At 55.9% G+C, this 16,606-nt stretch carries 18 protein-coding genes; all 18 read left to right on the top strand.

The window, feature by feature from the left end; translation table 11 throughout:
• The first annotated feature begins 566 nt into the window (after window positions 1-566).
• The 18 genes from rpmH (at window position 567) to ACA052_RS28810 (ending at window position 16,548) form a co-directional block, all read left to right on the top strand.
• A complete protein-coding gene (gene rpmH, locus ACA052_RS28895) occupies window positions 567-701 on the top strand; it encodes a 50S ribosomal protein L34 (RefSeq protein WP_003213577.1) in 135 nt (44 codons plus the stop codon).
• A gap of 16 nt (window positions 702-717) precedes the next feature.
• On the top strand, window positions 718-1,119 hold the full coding sequence (rnpA, locus tag ACA052_RS28890) for a ribonuclease P protein component (RefSeq protein ID WP_201116479.1): 402 nt from the start codon (window positions 718-720) through the stop codon (window positions 1,117-1,119).
• Window positions 1,112-1,357 carry a membrane protein insertion efficiency factor YidD gene (gene yidD / locus ACA052_RS28885; RefSeq protein ID WP_497647836.1) on the top strand — a complete coding sequence of 82 codons (246 nt, stop codon included), beginning with the start codon at window positions 1,112-1,114 and terminating at the stop codon, window positions 1,355-1,357. Before rnpA ends, yidD begins: the two co-directional genes overlap by 8 nt.
• Before the next feature lie 2 nt (window positions 1,358-1,359).
• Entirely contained in the window at window positions 1,360-3,045 is a 1,686-nt protein-coding gene (gene yidC / locus ACA052_RS28880) for a membrane protein insertase YidC (RefSeq protein ID WP_497647835.1), read from the top strand.
• Window positions 3,046-3,124: 79 nt separating this feature from the next.
• Window positions 3,125-4,495 carry a tRNA uridine-5-carboxymethylaminomethyl(34) synthesis GTPase MnmE gene (gene mnmE / locus ACA052_RS28875; RefSeq protein WP_497647834.1) on the top strand — a complete coding sequence of 457 codons (1,371 nt, stop codon included), beginning with the start codon at window positions 3,125-3,127 and terminating at the stop codon, window positions 4,493-4,495.
• A gap of 551 nt (window positions 4,496-5,046) precedes the next feature.
• Window positions 5,047-6,945 carry a tRNA uridine-5-carboxymethylaminomethyl(34) synthesis enzyme MnmG gene (gene mnmG / locus ACA052_RS28870; protein ID WP_497647833.1) on the top strand — a complete coding sequence of 633 codons (1,899 nt, stop codon included), beginning with the start codon at window positions 5,047-5,049 and terminating at the stop codon, window positions 6,943-6,945.
• Window positions 6,942-7,586, top strand: a complete 645-nt coding sequence (rsmG, locus tag ACA052_RS28865) for a 16S rRNA (guanine(527)-N(7))-methyltransferase RsmG (protein WP_497647832.1) — start codon at window positions 6,942-6,944, stop codon at window positions 7,584-7,586. The genes mnmG and rsmG overlap by 4 nt, the downstream gene beginning before the upstream one ends.
• Before the next feature lie 18 nt (window positions 7,587-7,604).
• On the top strand, window positions 7,605-8,402 hold the full coding sequence (locus ACA052_RS28860) for a ParA family protein (RefSeq protein ID WP_027926208.1): 798 nt from the start codon (window positions 7,605-7,607) through the stop codon (window positions 8,400-8,402).
• A 9-nt stretch (window positions 8,403-8,411) separates the two neighbouring features.
• Window positions 8,412-9,284: a ParB/RepB/Spo0J family partition protein gene (locus ACA052_RS28855; protein WP_497647831.1), complete on the top strand. Its 873-nt coding sequence runs from the start codon at window positions 8,412-8,414 to the stop codon at window positions 9,282-9,284.
• 148 nt (window positions 9,285-9,432) lie between these two features.
• The gene (locus tag ACA052_RS28850; RefSeq protein WP_497647830.1) at window positions 9,433-9,840 is read left to right on the top strand and encodes a F0F1 ATP synthase subunit I; all 408 of its coding nucleotides are present in this window, start codon (window positions 9,433-9,435) and stop codon (window positions 9,838-9,840) included.
• A 16-nt stretch (window positions 9,841-9,856) separates the two neighbouring features.
• Window positions 9,857-10,726, top strand: a complete 870-nt coding sequence (gene atpB / locus ACA052_RS28845) for a F0F1 ATP synthase subunit A (protein ID WP_497647829.1) — start codon at window positions 9,857-9,859, stop codon at window positions 10,724-10,726.
• A 133-nt stretch (window positions 10,727-10,859) separates the two neighbouring features.
• Complete coding sequence (gene atpE / locus ACA052_RS28840; protein WP_002555987.1) at window positions 10,860-11,117, top strand: F0F1 ATP synthase subunit C; 258 nt, start codon at window positions 10,860-10,862, stop codon at window positions 11,115-11,117.
• 56 nt (window positions 11,118-11,173) lie between these two features.
• Complete coding sequence (locus ACA052_RS28835; protein WP_223521375.1) at window positions 11,174-11,644, top strand: F0F1 ATP synthase subunit B; 471 nt, start codon at window positions 11,174-11,176, stop codon at window positions 11,642-11,644.
• A gap of 12 nt (window positions 11,645-11,656) precedes the next feature.
• Window positions 11,657-12,193, top strand: a complete 537-nt coding sequence (locus ACA052_RS28830) for a F0F1 ATP synthase subunit delta (protein ID WP_497647828.1) — start codon at window positions 11,657-11,659, stop codon at window positions 12,191-12,193.
• Window positions 12,194-12,214: 21 nt separating this feature from the next.
• Window positions 12,215-13,759, top strand: coding sequence for a F0F1 ATP synthase subunit alpha (gene atpA / locus ACA052_RS28825; protein WP_008007884.1), 1,545 nt, complete (start codon window positions 12,215-12,217; stop codon window positions 13,757-13,759).
• A 50-nt stretch (window positions 13,760-13,809) separates the two neighbouring features.
• Entirely contained in the window at window positions 13,810-14,670 is an 861-nt protein-coding gene (gene atpG / locus ACA052_RS28820) for a F0F1 ATP synthase subunit gamma (RefSeq protein ID WP_497647827.1), read from the top strand.
• 27 nt (window positions 14,671-14,697) lie between these two features.
• Window positions 14,698-16,077, top strand: coding sequence for a F0F1 ATP synthase subunit beta (gene atpD, locus ACA052_RS28815; RefSeq protein ID WP_150630634.1), 1,380 nt, complete (start codon window positions 14,698-14,700; stop codon window positions 16,075-16,077).
• A gap of 45 nt (window positions 16,078-16,122) precedes the next feature.
• Window positions 16,123-16,548: a F0F1 ATP synthase subunit epsilon gene (locus ACA052_RS28810; protein WP_497647826.1), complete on the top strand. Its 426-nt coding sequence runs from the start codon at window positions 16,123-16,125 to the stop codon at window positions 16,546-16,548.
• Window positions 16,549-16,606: the final 58 nt, after the last annotated feature.

Below are 16,606 nucleotides of genomic sequence, written 5' to 3'. Positions count from 1 at the left end.
GGATATCCCCTAAGTTGAAAGCCGGTGAGGCAAAAACAAGCGGCCATTGTAGCGACCAGACGCCGACTTATCCACACGTAGCGTGTTCACCACCCAAGAAGAATCAACGCTTTATACGGAAAAAAGACGACCAATGGTCTGTGCATAAGCTCTGTGGATAACCGGGTCTAAGGGCATTGCACAAGTGGGGGGTAAACTCGGTGGATAACTCGCCTGTGGATAACAAGGCCTTTCACACACAGCTTATCCGACAGCGCAGCACAGGGTTACCACCGTTTTCCACTGTAGTTGTCATTCTCTGTACAGCTTGTATTTCAAGGCCTTGAGGTAGTTATCCACAGATGATCGCTTCCCTAGCTTTTATAAGCTTTACAGAAAAGCTTTAAATAATTCCCTTCTTTATTTCTATATCTAACGAACGACGATGCTGCACAAAACGCCTGGAGATCTATTTATAAGGAAACGCTGGTTGGAAATTGACCTAGAGGCTTGCTTTCTCTAGAATCCCCGGTCTCTTAAAACGGGGGCCATTCCGGCCCGTTGTGGACGAACCAGGTAACACGACAATGAAACGTACTTTCCAACCAAGCACTATCAAACGCGCTCGTACCCACGGTTTCCGTGCTCGCATGGCTACCAAGAACGGTCGTGCCGTCCTGTCGCGTCGTCGCGCCAAAGGTCGTGCGCGTCTGGCAGTTTGATAATCCGGCACTGGAGGTGAGTCAGGACTTCAGTCGGGAAAAGCGTCTGCTTACTCCCCGGCATTTCAAGGCAGTCTTTGACTCCCCTACCGGCAAGGTTCCGGGGAAAAATCTCCTGCTCCTTGCGCGCAACAACGATCTTGATCACCCCCGTCTTGGGCTGGTTATCGGGAAAAAGAGCGTAAAGCTCTCCGTCGAGCGCAATCGCCTCAAACGTCTGATGCGCGAATCGTTCCGTCTGCACCAGGATTCACTGGTCGGCTGGGACATCGTTATCGTCGCGCGCAAAGGTTTGGGTGACGTAGAAAACCCCGAATTGATTCAGCATTTCGGCAAACTCTGGAAGCGTCTGGCACGCAGCACGCCAGTACCAGCAGTCAAAGCCGAAACTGTAGGGGTAGACAGTCCCGATGCGTAAACTGGCACTCGTTCCGATCCAGTTTTATCGCTATGCCATTAGTCCCCTGATGGCCAGTCACTGTCGTTTCTACCCCAGTTGTTCCTGCTACGCGTATGAAGCCATAGAAAATCATGGCCTTCTGCGCGGTGGCTGGCTGGCCTTTCGTCGTTTAGGTCGCTGTCATCCGTGGAATCCCGGTGGTTTTGACCCGGTTCCATCTATCCCTACCTCCCGTTCTTCTTCGATGGCCGAGTAATCATGGATATCAAACGCACGATCCTGATCGTCGCCCTGGCAATCGTGTCCTACGTTATGGTTCTTAAATGGAACCAGGACTATGGCCAGGCTGCCCTGCCGACTCAGAATGTTGCTTCCAGTACTACCGCACCGGGCCTACCGGACACGGCGACTGGCAATAATGCTTCTGTCAGTGACGACATTCCACGCGCCGCAAGCGACACCAGTGCAACTGCACCTGCTGAAACGCCAGTAGCTGCAAGCAAAGACCTCATCCAGATCAAAACGGATGTGCTCAACCTGGCCATCGATCCACAAGGTGGCGATGTTGCCCAGTTGACGCTGCCGCTGTATCCACGTCGCCAGGACCATCCGGAAATCCCTTTCCAGCTGTTCGATAACGGCAACGAGCGGACTTATCTGGCTCAGAGCGGTTTGATCGGCACCGACGGTCCGGACGCAAGTCCTGCCGGTCGTCCGGTTTACTCCTCGGAGAAGAAGATCTACCAACTGGCTGACGGTCAGGACCAATTGGTCGTGGACCTGAAGTTCAGTAAGGACGGCGTCAACTACATCAAGCGTTTCACACTGAAACGCGGCCTGTATGACGTAACCGTTTCTTACTTGATCGATAACGAAAGCGCCAAGCCTTGGTCTGGTGCGATGTTTGCGCAATTGAAGCGTGACGCCAGCTCCGATCCTTCTTCCAGCACTGCCACCGGCACCGCGACTTACCTGGGCGCCGCCCTGTGGACAAGTAACGAGCCGTACAAGAAAGTGTCGATGAAGGACATGGACAAGGCTCAGCTGAAAGAAACCGTCAACGGTGGTTGGGTTGCCTGGTTGCAACACTACTTCGTGACCGCGTGGATTCCGGCGAAGGGCGAAAACAACGTCGTCCAGACCCGTAAAGACAGCAAAGGCAACTACATCATCGGCTACACCGCTCCGGCATTGACCGTTGCTCCAGGTGCTAAAGCCGAAGTCAGCGCTGTTCTGTATGCCGGTCCGAAAAGCCAGGCGGTGCTGAAAGAGTTGTCCCCAGGTCTGGAACTGACTGTCGACTACGGCATCTTGTGGTTCATAGCCCAGCCAATCTTCTGGCTGCTGCAACACATCCACGCGATTGTTGGTAACTGGGGCTGGTCGATCATCTTCCTGACCATGCTGATCAAAGGGCTTTTCTTCCCTCTGTCGGCAGCCAGCTACAAATCCATGGCGCGTATGCGTGCAGTGGCACCGAAACTGGCCGCGCTGAAAGAGCAACATGGCGACGACCGGCAGAAAATGTCGCAATCCATGATGGAGCTGTACAAGAAAGAGAAGATCAATCCGCTGGGTGGTTGCTTGCCAATCCTCGTGCAGATGCCGGTATTCCTTTCGCTGTACTGGGTTCTGCTGGAAAGCGTTGAAATGCGCCAAGCGCCGTTCATGCTGTGGATTACTGACCTGTCGATCAAGGATCCGTTCTTCATTCTGCCGATCATCATGGGCGCAACCATGTTCATCCAGCAGCAGCTGAACCCGACACCTCCGGACCCGATGCAGGCCAAGGTGATGAAGCTGATGCCAATCATCTTCACCTTCTTCTTCCTGTGGTTCCCGGCTGGTCTGGTGCTGTACTGGGTTGTGAACAACTGCCTGTCCATCACCCAACAGTGGTACATCACTCGTAAAATCGAACGAGCTACCAAAGCAGCCGCTTGATTTACACTGTGGATAACCACTCAAAACGCCCCCTAGTGGGGCGTTTTGCTATCTGTCACTTTTGTCTGGATACCGGTTTATGAGCGTTCCTCGTGAAACCATCGCCGCCGTTGCCACCGCTCAAGGTCGTGGCGGTGTGGGCATCGTCCGTATTTCCGGGCCGTTGGCGAGCGTCGCAGCCAAGGCCTTCAGCGGTCGTGAACTCAAGCCAAGGTTTGCCCATTACGGCCCGTTCCTCAGTGAACACGATGAGGTACTGGACCAAGGCATCGCGCTTTATTTCCCGGGGCCGAACTCGTTCACCGGCGAAGATGTGCTGGAACTCCAGGGGCATGGCGGCCCGGTCGTGTTGGATATGCTGCTCAAGCGTTGCCTGGAGCTCGGCTGTCGGCTCGCCCGGCCAGGGGAATTCAGCGAACGCGCCTTCCTCAATGACAAGCTCGACCTTGCCCAGGCCGAGGCAATCGCTGATTTGATTGAGGCAAGTTCTGCACAGGCTGCACGAAATGCACTGCGTTCCCTGCAGGGCGCATTCTCCGCGCGTGTACATAACCTCACCGAGCAGTTGATCGGGCTGCGGATCTATGTCGAAGCGGCCATCGACTTTCCGGAAGAAGAAATCGACTTTCTCGCCGATGGCCATGTGTTGAGCATGCTCGATAAAGTGCGCGACGAGTTATCCACCGTGTTGCGGGAAGCCGGGCAGGGCGCCTTGTTGCGAGACGGCATGACTGTGGTTATCGCCGGTCGGCCAAATGCCGGCAAATCCAGCTTGCTGAATGCCTTGGCCGGTCGAGAGGCGGCGATTGTGACCGAGATTGCCGGCACGACCCGGGACATTCTTCGTGAACATATCCACATTGACGGGATGCCACTGCACGTCGTCGACACCGCAGGCCTTCGCGATACCGATGACCATGTGGAGAAAATCGGCGTTGAAAGGGCATTGAAAGCCATCGGCGAGGCTGATCGTGTGTTGTTGGTGGTCGATGCAACCGCACCCGAGGCGCTTGATCCGTTCGCGTTGTGGCCGGAATTTCTGGAAACTCGCCCGGACCCCGCGAAAGTCACACTGATCCGTAACAAGGCAGATCTCACGGGTGAGCCGATTGCCCTGGAAGTCAGCGACGATGGCCATGTCACCATCAGCCTCAGTGCGAAGTCTGCCGGCACCGGTCTGGAATTGCTGCGCGACCATCTCAAGGGCTGCATGGGCTACGAACAGACTTCGGAGAGCAGCTTCAGTGCCCGCAGGCGTCACCTGGAAGCGTTGCGACATGCCAGTGCGTCCCTCGAGCACGGCCGTGCGCAATTGACCTTGGCGGGGGCCGGTGAACTGTTGGCCGAAGATCTACGTCAGGCTCAGCATTCTTTGGGTGAAATCACCGGTGCCTTCAGCTCCGATGACCTGCTTGGACGAATCTTTTCCAGCTTCTGCATCGGTAAATAATCCAAAACGATGTCCACAGACAGGCCATTCGTGCCTGTCTGCCCCCCTCCTTTTCTAAAATTCCCCCCAATGCCGAGCAGATTCTTACTGCTTGCTCGGATTTTCTACGCCCGAAATTTGCTCAACGAGCATTTTTCTGTGGATTAAGCCCTGTGAATAACTGCCGCTAAGGGCAGTTGATAACAGGGCCTGAAAACTGAAGATAACCGCCTCTGTGGATAACCACCCCTTTCATCCACAGGCTTAAACTGGTTATCCAAGGGCCTCATTGGCACATGACCACAGGGTTTTGAATCTCTGTACATATTGAATTTAAAGGCCTGCATCAATCTATCCACAGAAAGCAGGCTCAGTAGAAATAAACATAAAAACAAAGATTTAATAAATTTCTCTCTTTTTAATTTCTATAACCCCGACTTCTCCACAGCTGGTTAAATTTTGTGCAAAGGGTTCTTTAGGAAGGGCGAAGTCCCTATACTTGCCGACCTGGTCCAGAAACCCGGGCTCAAACTATTCCTGAATTACCTACTTAAGCAGGCACGAGGTGCGTGGTGGATTTCCCTTCCCGTTTTGAAGTGATCGTCATCGGCGGCGGTCATGCCGGTACCGAGGCAGCACTGGCGTCAGCACGCATGGGGGCAAAAACCCTGTTGCTGACGCATAACGTGGAAACCCTCGGGGCCATGAGCTGCAACCCCGCCATTGGCGGCATCGGCAAAAGCCATCTGGTCAAGGAAATCGATGCCCTGGGCGGCGCGATGGCCATGGCGACCGATAAAGGTGGTATCCAGTTTCGCGTGTTGAACAGCCGCAAAGGCCCGGCCGTACGAGCGACTCGTGCTCAGGCAGATCGGGTTTTGTACAAGGCCGCTGTCCGCGAAGCATTGGAAAACCAGCCGAACCTGTGGATATTTCAGCAAGCGGCAGATGATCTGATCGTCGAGCAGGAACAAGTGCGCGGTGTTGTCACCCAAATGGGCCTGCGTTTCTTCGCAGACTCAGTGGTGTTGACCACTGGTACGTTCCTCGGTGGACTTATCCACATCGGAATGCAGAATTATTCCGGCGGTCGCGCCGGTGATCCGCCCTCTATCGCACTGGCTCACCGTTTGCGTGAATTGCCATTGCGGGTGGGCCGTCTGAAAACCGGTACGCCGCCGCGTATCGATGGGCGTTCCGTGGATTTCTCGGTGATGACCGAGCAGGCAGGCGATACCCCGATTCCCGTGATGTCGTTCATGGGTTCCAAAGAGCAGCATCCGAAACAGGTCAGCTGCTGGATTACCCACACGAACGCCCGCACCCACGAAATCATTGCCGCCAACCTTGATCGCTCGCCGATGTATTCCGATGCAGGGTTGATCGAAGGCATCGGTCCACGGTATTGCCCGTCGATCGAAGACAAGATTCACCGGTTTGCCGACAAGGACAGCCACCAGGTCTTTATCGAACCGGAAGGCCTGACCACTCACGAGCTGTACCCGAACGGGATATCCACATCCCTGCCGTTCGACGTGCAATTGCAGATCGTGCAATCGATCCGCGGCATGGAAAACGCGCACATCGTTCGCCCGGGCTACGCCATCGAGTACGACTACTTCGATCCGCGCGACCTGAAATACAGCCTCGAAACCAAAGTCATTGGCGGCCTGTTCTTCGCCGGACAAATCAACGGCACTACCGGTTACGAAGAGGCCGGCGCCCAGGGTTTGCTGGCCGGGGCCAACGCGGCACTGCGTGCACAGGGCAAAGATGCCTGGTGCCCACGCCGCGACGAAGCCTACATCGGGGTGTTGGTCGACGACCTGATTACGCTCGGAACTCAAGAGCCGTACCGGATGTTCACATCCCGTGCCGAGTACCGTTTGATCCTGCGAGAAGATAACGCTGACCTGCGCTTGACCGAAAAAGGCCGCGAATTGGGTCTGGTCGATGACGCGCGTTGGGCGGCTTTCTGCAAGAAACGCGAAAGTATCGACCTCGAAGAACAACGCCTGAAAAGTTTCTGGGTTCGCCCGGGCACCCAGCAGGGCGATGCCATTTCAGAGAAATTCGGTACGCCGCTGACCCACGAATACAACTTGCTCAACCTGCTGAGCCGTCCGGAAATCGACTACGCTGGCCTGATCGCCGTGACCGGCGGGGGCGCAGAAGATCCACAGGTTGCCGAGCAGGTCGAAATCAAGACCAAGTACGCCGGTTACATCGATCGTCAGCAAGATGAAATCGCGCGTTTGCGGGCCAGTGAAGACACAAAACTGCCTGTGGATATCGATTACACGAACATTTCGGGTCTCTCCAAAGAGATTCAGAGCAAGCTCGGTGCGACCCGCCCAGAGACTTTGGGCCAGGCGTCACGCATTCCGGGTGTCACGCCGGCAGCGATTTCGCTGTTGATGATTCATTTGAAAAAACGCGGCGCGGGCCGTCAGTTGGAGCAAAGCGCTTGAGTTCGTTGGTCACCTCGCAACACGCCGAAGAGTTATCCACAGGTGCGCGCCAGCTCGGTGTCACTCTGACAGAAGCCCAGCACGGTCAGTTGCTGGGTTATCTGGCCCTGTTGATCAAATGGAACAAGGCTTACAACCTGACCGCGGTGCGCGATCCGGACGAAATGGTGTCGCGTCACCTGCTCGATAGTCTGAGCGTGATGTCGTTTGTGGAAAACGGCCGCTGGCTGGACGTTGGCAGTGGCGGCGGCATGCCCGGTATTCCGTTGGCGATCCTGTTTCCAGAGTCTCAAGTGACCTGCCTGGACAGCAACGGCAAGAAAACCCGCTTCCTGACCCAGGTCAAACTCGAACTCAAACTGGATAACCTGCAAGTTATCCACAGCCGCGTCGAAGCTTTCCAGCCTGCAGAGCCGTTCAGCGGGATTATTTCCCGGGCGTTCAGCAGCATGGAGAACTTCAGCAACTGGACTCGCCACCTGGGGGATGCCGATACACGTTGGTTGGCAATGAAGGGCGTTCATCCGGCCGATGAGCTGGTAGCATTGCCGGCAGACTTCCACCTCGATAGCGAACACGCCCTGGCCGTACCTGGTTGCCAAGGCCAACGCCATCTGCTGATACTGCGCCGCACGGCATGATTGGGAACACAAGCAAGAATGGCTAAGGTATTCGCGATTGCGAACCAAAAGGGTGGTGTGGGTAAAACCACCACCTGTATCAACCTCGCAGCTTCCCTGGTCGCCACCAAGCGTCGGGTGCTGCTGATCGATCTCGATCCACAGGGCAACGCCACCATGGGTAGCGGTGTAGATAAACACGGGCTGGAAAACTCGGTCTACGACCTGCTGATCGGCGAATGCGATCTGGCCCAGGCCATGCACTACTCCGAGCATGGTGGTTACCAGCTGTTGCCGGCCAACCGCGATTTGACCGCGGCTGAAGTGGTCCTGCTGGAAATGCAGATGAAGGAAAGTCGGCTGCGCAGTGCGTTGGCGCCGATCCGTGAAAACTACGATTACATTTTGATCGACTGCCCGCCGTCGCTGTCGATGTTGACGCTGAACGCATTGGTCGCCGCCGATGGGGTGATTATCCCCATGCAGTGCGAGTACTTCGCGCTCGAAGGCTTGAGCGATCTTGTGGATAACATCAAGCGCATCGCCGAATTGCTGAACCCGAACCTGAAAGTCGAAGGCCTGTTGCGGACCATGTATGACCCGCGACTGAGCCTGATGAACGATGTTTCGGCGCAGCTCAAGGAGCACTTCGGCGAGCAACTCTACGACACCGTGATTCCACGCAACATTCGCCTGGCCGAAGCGCCAAGCTATGGCATGCCGGCATTGGCCTACGACAAAACCTCGCGGGGCGCGATTGCCTATCTGGCATTGGCGGGCGAGATGGTTCGCCGTCAACGCAAAAACTCACGCACCGCCGCTGCTCAGGCAACTTAAGGAATCCCCATGGCCGTCAAGAAACGAGGTCTCGGACGTGGACTGGATGCACTGCTGAGCGGTCCGACTGTCAGCTCGCTGGAAGAACAAGCCGTACAAGCCGATCAGCGTGAACTGCAACACTTGCCCCTGGACCTGATCCAGCGCGGCAAGTACCAGCCACGCCGGGACATGGATCCTCAAGCACTGGAAGAACTGGCGCAGTCGATCAAGGCCCAGGGCGTGATGCAGCCGATCGTGGTTCGCCCGATCGGCAGCGGTCGCTTCGAAATCATCGCTGGCGAACGTCGCTGGCGTGCCAGCCAGCAGGCTGGCCAGGAAACCATCCCGGCGATGGTTCGCGATGTACCGGATGAAACCGCCATCGCCATGGCGCTGATCGAGAATATCCAGCGCGAAGATCTGAATCCGATTGAGGAAGCGGTGGCGCTGCAGCGTTTGCAGCAAGAATTCCAGCTGACTCAGCAACAAGTGGCCGAAGCGGTGGGCAAGTCCCGCGTAACCGTGGCCAACCTGCTACGCTTGATCGCGTTGCCGGAAGTTATCAAAACCATGCTCTCCCACGGCGATCTGGAAATGGGTCATGCGCGTGCTTTGCTGGGTTTACCGGAAAATCAACAGGTTGAAGGGGCGCGACATGTTGTCGCACGGGGGCTGACGGTGCGCCAAACTGAAGCACTGGTTCGCCAGTGGTTGAGTGGTAAACCGGCACCTGCTGAACCGGTAAAGCCGGACCCGGATATCGCAAGGCTCGAACAGCGTCTGGCCGAGCGCCTAGGCTCTGCGGTGCAGATTCGCCACGGTAAAAAGGGGAAGGGGCAGTTGGTGATCGGCTATAACTCGCTCGATGAGCTTCAAGGTGTGCTCGCACACATCCGCTGAAACATTTCCTCATGTAGCGTGCAGTCGGAAATCACTACCTGACAGTTGAATAGGGGCAGAACCGCCCCTATACTCTGCGCGCATTTTGTCGGCACAAATTATGCCAAGTTATTGAATTCTGGCAGCCGATCATTGGGGAGCAAAAACGATGGAGAGCCGCACGCCAAACCGCTTGCCGTTCCATCGCCTGGCAGTTTTTCCGGTGTTACTGGCTCAATTTGTCGTTTTGGTACTGGCCGCTTTGGCGCTCTGGTACTGGCATGGAGTCGTTGCCGGGTACTCAGGACTTTGCGGAGGCCTGATAGCCTTGCTGCCTAATGTTTATTTCGCTCACAGGGCATTTCGGTTTTCCGGCGCCCGAGCAGCTCAAGCCATCGTCCGGTCTTTTTATGCCGGCGAGGCGGGCAAACTGATTTTGACGGCAGTGCTCTTTGCATTGACGTTTGCAGGTGTGAAGCCATTGGCGCCGCTAGCTGTATTCGGCGTCTTCGTGTTGACCCAACTGGTCAGCTGGTTTTCGCCCCTGCTGATGAGAACAAGACTTTCGAGACCTTAGGGCGTTTGAGGCAACCATGGCAGAAACAACCGCTTCGGGCTATATCCAGCACCACTTGCAGAACCTGACCTTCGGGCATCTTCCTAACGGCGGATGGGGCTTTGCTCACACCGCAGCAGAGGCCAAAGAAATGGGCTTCTGGGCTTTCCACGTCGATACCCTCGGCTGGTCGGTCGCGTTGGGTCTGATCTTCGTTCTGATTTTCCGCATGGCGGCAAAGAAGGCGACTTCGGGTCAACCTGGTGCTTTGCAGAACTTCGTTGAAGTATTGGTCGAATTCGTCGATGGAAGCGTGAAAGACAGCTTCCATGGCCGTAGTCCGGTGATTGCACCGCTGGCACTGACCATCTTCGTCTGGGTCTTCCTGATGAACGCCATCGACCTGATCCCGGTCGACTGGATTCCTCACTTGGCCATGTTTGTCTCCGGTGATGCGCACATTCCGTTCCGTGCCGTATCGACCACTGACCCGAACGCTACCCTGGGCATGGCCCTGTCGGTGTTCGCGTTGATCATTTTCTACAGCATCAAGGTCAAGGGTATCGGCGGCTTCATCGGCGAACTGACCCTGCACCCGTTCGGCAGCAAGAACATCTTCGTTCAAGCCCTGCTGATTCCGGTGAACTTCCTGCTGGAGTTCGTGACGCTGATCGCCAAGCCAATTTCGCTGGCACTGCGTCTGTTCGGCAACATGTACGCCGGCGAACTGGTCTTCATTCTGATTGCTGTGATGTTCGGCAGTGGTCTGCTCTGGCTTAGCGGCCTGGGCGTAGTTCTGCAGTGGGCGTGGGCTGTGTTCCACATCCTGATCATCACCCTGCAGGCGTTTATCTTCATGATGCTGACCATCGTTTACCTGTCGATGGCGCACGAAGAGAACCATTAAGACCAGTCTCGACTAGTCTGATGTCCCACTCGGTCAAACGAGTGGGTGCCCGAACAGGGCTATGAAACGATTTGTTTTACCGCTTTAAAATCTAAAAAACCTAAACCATACGACGTAAAAGTCGGGAGGAAAGATGGAAACTGTAGTTGGTCTAACCGCTATCGCTGTTGCACTGTTGATCGGCCTGGGCGCACTGGGTACCGCAATTGGTTTCGGCCTGCTGGGCGGCAAGTTCCTGGAAGGCGCAGCGCGTCAGCCAGAAATGGTTCCAATGCTGCAAGTTAAAATGTTCATCGTTGCCGGTCTGCTCGACGCCGTAACCATGATCGGTGTTGGTATCGCTCTGTTCTTCACTTTCGCGAACCCATTCGTTGGTCAACTCGCTGGCTAATTACTCGAATCGTCGAGTAATTGGTGTGATGTGTAACGAACGAGCGAGGTGTTGGCGTGAACATTAATGCAACCCTGATTGGCCAGTCCGTTGCGTTCTTCATTTTTGTACTGTTTTGCATGAAGTTCGTGTGGCCTCCGGTCATCGCGGCTTTGCACGAACGTCAGAAGAAGATCGCGGATGGACTGGACGCTGCCGCCCGAGCAGCTCGCGACCTGGAATTGGCCCAAGATAAAGCGGGTCAACAACTGCGCGAAGCAAAAACTCAGGCAGCTGAAATCATTGAGCAAGCCAAGAAACGCGGTAATCAGATCGTTGAAGAGGCTGTTGAAAAAGCCCGTATCGACGCTGACCGTGTGAAGGTTCAGGCTCAGGCCGAGATCGAGCAGGAACTGAACAGTGTCAAAGACGCGCTGCGTGCCCAACTGGGTAGCCTGGCAGTCTCTGGCGCCGAGAAGATCCTGGGTTCCACAATCGATCAAAACGCGCACGCGGAGCTGGTAAACAAACTGGCTGCTGAAATTTAAGCGAGGGCGATCATGGCAGAATTGACCACGTTGGCCCGACCTTACGCTAAGGCAGCCTTCGAGCACGCCCAGGCCCACCAGCAACTGGCCTCTTGGTCAGCCATGCTCGGCCTGGCTGCAGCAGTGTCGCAAGACGACACGATGCAGCGCGTGCTCAAGGCCCCGCGACTGACGAGCGCAGACAAGGCCACCACGTTTATTGACGTGTGTGGCGACAAGTTTGATGCCAAGGCACAGAACTTCATTCACGTCGTTGCCGAAAACGACCGTCTCCCGCTTTTGCCGGAGATATCCGCTCTGTTCGACCTGTACAAGGCCGAACAAGAGAAGTCGGTAGACGTTGAAGTGACCAGTGCTTTTGCATTGAACCAAGAACAGCAAGACAAACTCGCCAAGGTTCTCAGTGCACGACTCAACCGGGAAGTGCGCCTGCAAGTCGAGGAAGACAAATCCCTTATTGGGGGCATTGTCATCCGCGCCGGCGACCTGGTTATCGATGGCTCGGTTCGCGGCAAACTCGCGAACCTTGCCGAAGCATTGAAATCTTGAGTTTGAAGGGGCAGCAGAGCAATGCAGCAACTCAATCCTTCCGAAATAAGTGAAATTATCAAGGGCCGCATCGACAAGCTCGATGTGACCTCCCAAGCCCGTAACGAAGGCACTGTCGTCAGCGTGTCTGACGGTATCGTGCGGATTCACGGTCTGGCCGACGTCATGTACGGCGAGATGATCGAGTTTCCGGGCGGCGTCTTCGGTATGGCTCTCAACCTGGAGCAAGACTCCGTAGGTGCCGTTGTATTGGGCTCCTACCAGTCTCTGGCTGAAGGCATGAGCGCCAAGTGCACTGGCCGCATCCTCGAAGTTCCGGTGGGTAAGGAACTGCTGGGTCGCGTAGTCGACGCACTGGGTAATCCGGTTGACGGCAAAGGTCCACTGAACAACACCGAGACCGATGCGGTCGAGAAAGTTGCTCCAGGCGTGATCTGGCGTAAGTCGGTAGACCAGCCTGTACAGACTGGCTACAAGGCTGTCGATGCCATGATCCCTGTCGGCCGTGGCCAGCGTGAGCTGATCATCGGTGACCGTCAGATCGGTAAAACCGCTCTGGCGATCGACGCGATCATCAATCAGAAAGACAGCGGCATTTTCTGCGTCTACGTAGCGATCGGTCAGAAACAATCGACCATCGCCAACGTGGTTCGCAAGCTGGAAGAAAACGGCGCACTGGCTAACACCATCGTCGTTGCAGCGAGCGCTTCGGAATCTGCAGCACTGCAATTCCTGGCACCGTACTCCGGTTGCACCATGGGTGAATTCTTCCGCGACCGCGGTGAAGACGCGCTGATCGTTTATGACGATCTGTCCAAGCAAGCAGTGGCTTACCGCCAGATTTCCCTGCTGCTGCGCCGTCCACCAGGCCGTGAAGCTTACCCAGGCGACGTGTTCTATCTCCACTCCCGTCTGCTGGAGCGCGCATCCCGCGTTTCGGAAGAATACGTAGAGAAGTTCACCAACGGCGCAGTGACCGGCAAAACCGGTTCCCTGACCGCACTGCCGATCATCGAAACCCAGGCTGGCGACGTTTCCGCGTTCGTTCCGACCAACGTGATTTCCATCACCGACGGTCAGATCTTCCTGGAATCGGCCATGTTCAACTCCGGGATCCGTCCTGCTGTGAACGCCGGTGTTTCGGTATCCCGTGTGGGTGGTGCCGCTCAGACCAAGATCATCAAGAAGCTCTCCGGTGGTATCCGTACCGCTCTGGCTCAGTACCGTGAACTGGCGGCATTCGCCCAGTTCGCTTCTGACCTGGACGAAGCGACCCGTAAGCAACTTGAGCATGGTCAGCGCGTTACCGAGCTGATGAAGCAGAAGCAATACGCACCAATGTCGATCGCTGACATGGCGCTGTCGCTGTATGCCGCTGAGCGTGGGTTCCTGACTGACGTTGAAATCGCCAAGATCGGCAGCTTCGAACAAGCGCTGATTGCTTTCTTCAACCGCGATCACGCCGATTTGATGGCGAAGATCAACGTGAAGGGTGACTTCAATGACGAAATCGACGCTGGCATGAAAGCCGGTATCGAGAAGTTCAAGGCCACCCAAACCTGGTAAGCCGCAGCGGGAGCCGCAAGGCTCCCGCTTGCTAACCTGATAGGTGTTACATGGCAGGCGCAAAAGAGATTCGCAGTAAGATTGCGAGCATCAAAAGCACGCAAAAGATTACCAGCGCCATGGAAAAAGTGGCGGTCAGCAAAATGCGCAAGGCACAAATGCGCATGTCGGCTAGCCGTCCTTATGCGGAGCGCATCCGCCAGGTTATTGGTCATTTGGCCAACGCTAACCCGGAATATCGCCACCCATTCATGATCGACCGTGAAGTAAAACGCGTCGGTTACGTTGTGGTGAGCAGTGACCGTGGTCTGTGTGGTGGCTTGAACACCAACCTGTTCAAGGCCTTGGTCAAGGACATGGCGAAAAACCGTGAAAACGGCGTCGAGATCGATCTGTGTGTAGTGGGTAGCAAGGGTGCGGCTTTCTTCCGCAACTTCGGCGGTAACGTCGTAGCAGCTATCAGCCACCTGGGTGAAGAACCGTCGATCAATGATCTGATTGGCAGCGTCAAGGTGATGCTGGATGCCTACCTGGACGGCCGTATCGACCGTCTGAGCGTTGTGTCCAACAAGTTCATCAACACCATGACGCAACAGCCTACCGTGGAGCAGTTGATTCCATTGGTGGCAACCCCGGATCAAGAACTCAAGCACCACTGGGATTATCTGTACGAACCGGACGCCAAAGAGCTGCTTGACGGCTTGATGGTCCGCTACGTGGAGTCGCAGGTCTACCAGGCGGTGGTCGAGAACAACGCGGCTGAACAGGCTGCGCGGATGATCGCGATGAAGAACGCTACCGACAACGCCGGTGATTTGATCAGCGATTTGCAGCTGGTCTACAACAAGGCGCGTCAGGCTGCGATCACCCAAGAGATCTCGGAAATCGTCGGCGGCGCTGCCGCGGTTTAACGGTTCAAATATTCAGAGGATCCAGCTATGAGTAGCGGACGTATCGTTCAAATCATCGGCGCCGTTATCGACGTGGAATTCCCACGCGACAGCGTACCGAGCATCTACAACGCTTTGAGTGTAAAAAGCGATGCAGGCACCACCCTGGAAGTTCAGCAGCAGCTGGGCGACGGCGTGGTTCGTACCATTGCGATGGGTTCCACCGAGGGCTTGAAGCGCGGTCTGGAAGTCACTGACTCTGGCGCAGCCATCTCCGTACCGGTCGGTAAAGCGACTCTGGGCCGGATCATGGACGTTCTGGGCAACCCGATCGACGAAGCTGGCCCGATCGACACCGAAGAGCGCTGGGGCATTCACCGTCCTGCGCCAACCTTCGCTGAACAAGCGGGCGGCAACGACCTGCTGGAAACCGGCATCAAGGTTATCGACCTGGTTTGCCCGTTCGCCAAGGGCGGTAAAGTCGGTCTGTTCGGTGGTGCCGGTGTAGGCAAAACCGTAAACATGATGGAATTGATCCGTAACATCGCCATCGAACACAGCGGTTATTCCGTGTTCGCCGGTGTGGGTGAGCGTACTCGTGAGGGTAACGACTTCTACCACGAGATGAAGGATTCCAACGTCCTGGACAAAGTGGCACTGGTTTACGGTCAGATGAACGAGCCGCCGGGTAACCGTCTGCGCGTAGCACTGACTGGCCTGACCATGGCCGAGAAGTTCCGTGACGAAGGTAACGACGTACTGCTGTTCGTCGACAACATCTATCGTTACACCCTGGCCGGTACTGAAGTATCCGCACTGCTGGGCCGTATGCCTTCCGCAGTAGGTTACCAGCCGACCCTGGCCGAAGAGATGGGTACTCTGCAAGAGCGTATCACTTCGACCAAAAACGGTTCGATCACCTCGATCCAAGCGGTATACGTACCTGCGGATGACTTGACTGACCCGTCGCCAGCGACCACTTTTGCCCACTTGGACGCCACCGTCGTTCTGTCCCGTGACATCGCTTCCCTGGGTATCTACCCAGCGGTCGATCCACTCGACTCGACTTCGCGCCAACTGGACCCGAACGTGATCGGCCAGGACCACTACGACACCGCTCGCGGTGTACAGTATGTTCTGCAACGTTACAAAGAACTGAAGGACATCATTGCGATCCTGGGTATGGACGAGCTGTCGGAAACCGACAAGCAGTTGGTAAACCGTGCTCGTAAGATCCAGCGTTTCTTGTCGCAGCCGTTCTTCGTGGCTGAAGTCTTCACCGGTGCTTCGGGTAAATACGTTTCCCTGAAAGACACCATTGCTGGCTTCAAAGGCATCCTCAACGGTGACTACGACCACCTGCCAGAACAAGCGTTCTACATGGTCGGCGGCATCGAAGAAGCGATCGAGAAAGCCAAGAAACTGTAATCCCGGCGCCCGGCAACGGGCGCTAATTTAGGTTGAGGCAATCAGATGGCTATGACAGTCCATTGCGATATCGTCAGCGCGGAAGGGGAAATCTTTTCCGGCCTGGTCGAGATGGTGATTGCGCACGGTGCACTGGGTGATCTTGGTATCGCCCTGGGTCACGCGCCGCTGATCACTAATCTCAAGCCGGGTCCGATCCGCCTGGTCAAGCAGGGCGGGGTAGAGGAGGTGTTTTACATCTCCGGTGGTTTCCTCGAGGTTCAGCCGAACATGGTCAAGGTTCTTGCCGACACCGTGCAACGTGCTGCCGACCTGGATGAAGCCTCCGCTCAGGAAGCCGTTAAGGCTGCCGAGAAGGCCTTGCATGAACGTGGCGCAGAATTCGATTACGGTTCTGCTGCTGCACGTCTGGCCGAAGCTGCAGCTCAGCTGCGCACCGTCCAGGCGATCCGCAAGAAGTTTGGTCACTAACAGGCCGCTTGTTGCGCGATTGATTAAAAAGGGTAGCCTCGGCTACCCTTTTTTCTTT

It is taken from the genome of Pseudomonas sp. LBUM1644, assembly GCF_059716195.1.
The sequence above is the reverse complement of the archived record's forward strand: the minus strand, read 5'-3'. Positions and strand labels throughout refer to the sequence as shown.

Bases quoted from the DNA above. Each gene is read 5' to 3' on its own strand.
- rpmH (WP_003213577.1), top strand. From the start codon at position 567: ATGAAACGTACTTTCCAACCAAGCACTATCAAACGCGCTCGTACCCAC.
- yidD (WP_497647836.1), top strand. From the start codon at position 1,112: ATGCGTAAACTGGCACTCGTTCCGATCCAGTTTTATCGCTATGCCATT.
- yidC (WP_497647835.1), top strand. From the start codon at position 1,360: ATGGATATCAAACGCACGATCCTGATCGTCGCCCTGGCAATCGTGTCC.
- mnmE (WP_497647834.1), top strand. From the start codon at position 3,125: ATGAGCGTTCCTCGTGAAACCATCGCCGCCGTTGCCACCGCTCAAGGT.
- ACA052_RS28860 (WP_027926208.1), top strand. From the start codon at position 7,605: ATGGCTAAGGTATTCGCGATTGCGAACCAAAAGGGTGGTGTGGGTAAA.
- ACA052_RS28855 (WP_497647831.1), top strand. From the start codon at position 8,412: ATGGCCGTCAAGAAACGAGGTCTCGGACGTGGACTGGATGCACTGCTG.
- ACA052_RS28850 (WP_497647830.1), top strand. From the start codon at position 9,433: ATGGAGAGCCGCACGCCAAACCGCTTGCCGTTCCATCGCCTGGCAGTT.
- atpB (WP_497647829.1), top strand. From the start codon at position 9,857: ATGGCAGAAACAACCGCTTCGGGCTATATCCAGCACCACTTGCAGAAC.
- atpE (WP_002555987.1), top strand. From the start codon at position 10,860: ATGGAAACTGTAGTTGGTCTAACCGCTATCGCTGTTGCACTGTTGATC.
- ACA052_RS28830 (WP_497647828.1), top strand. From the start codon at position 11,657: ATGGCAGAATTGACCACGTTGGCCCGACCTTACGCTAAGGCAGCCTTC.
- atpA (WP_008007884.1), top strand. From the start codon at position 12,215: ATGCAGCAACTCAATCCTTCCGAAATAAGTGAAATTATCAAGGGCCGC.
- atpG (WP_497647827.1), top strand. From the start codon at position 13,810: ATGGCAGGCGCAAAAGAGATTCGCAGTAAGATTGCGAGCATCAAAAGC.
- atpD (WP_150630634.1), top strand. From the start codon at position 14,698: ATGAGTAGCGGACGTATCGTTCAAATCATCGGCGCCGTTATCGACGTG.
- ACA052_RS28810 (WP_497647826.1), top strand. From the start codon at position 16,123: ATGGCTATGACAGTCCATTGCGATATCGTCAGCGCGGAAGGGGAAATC.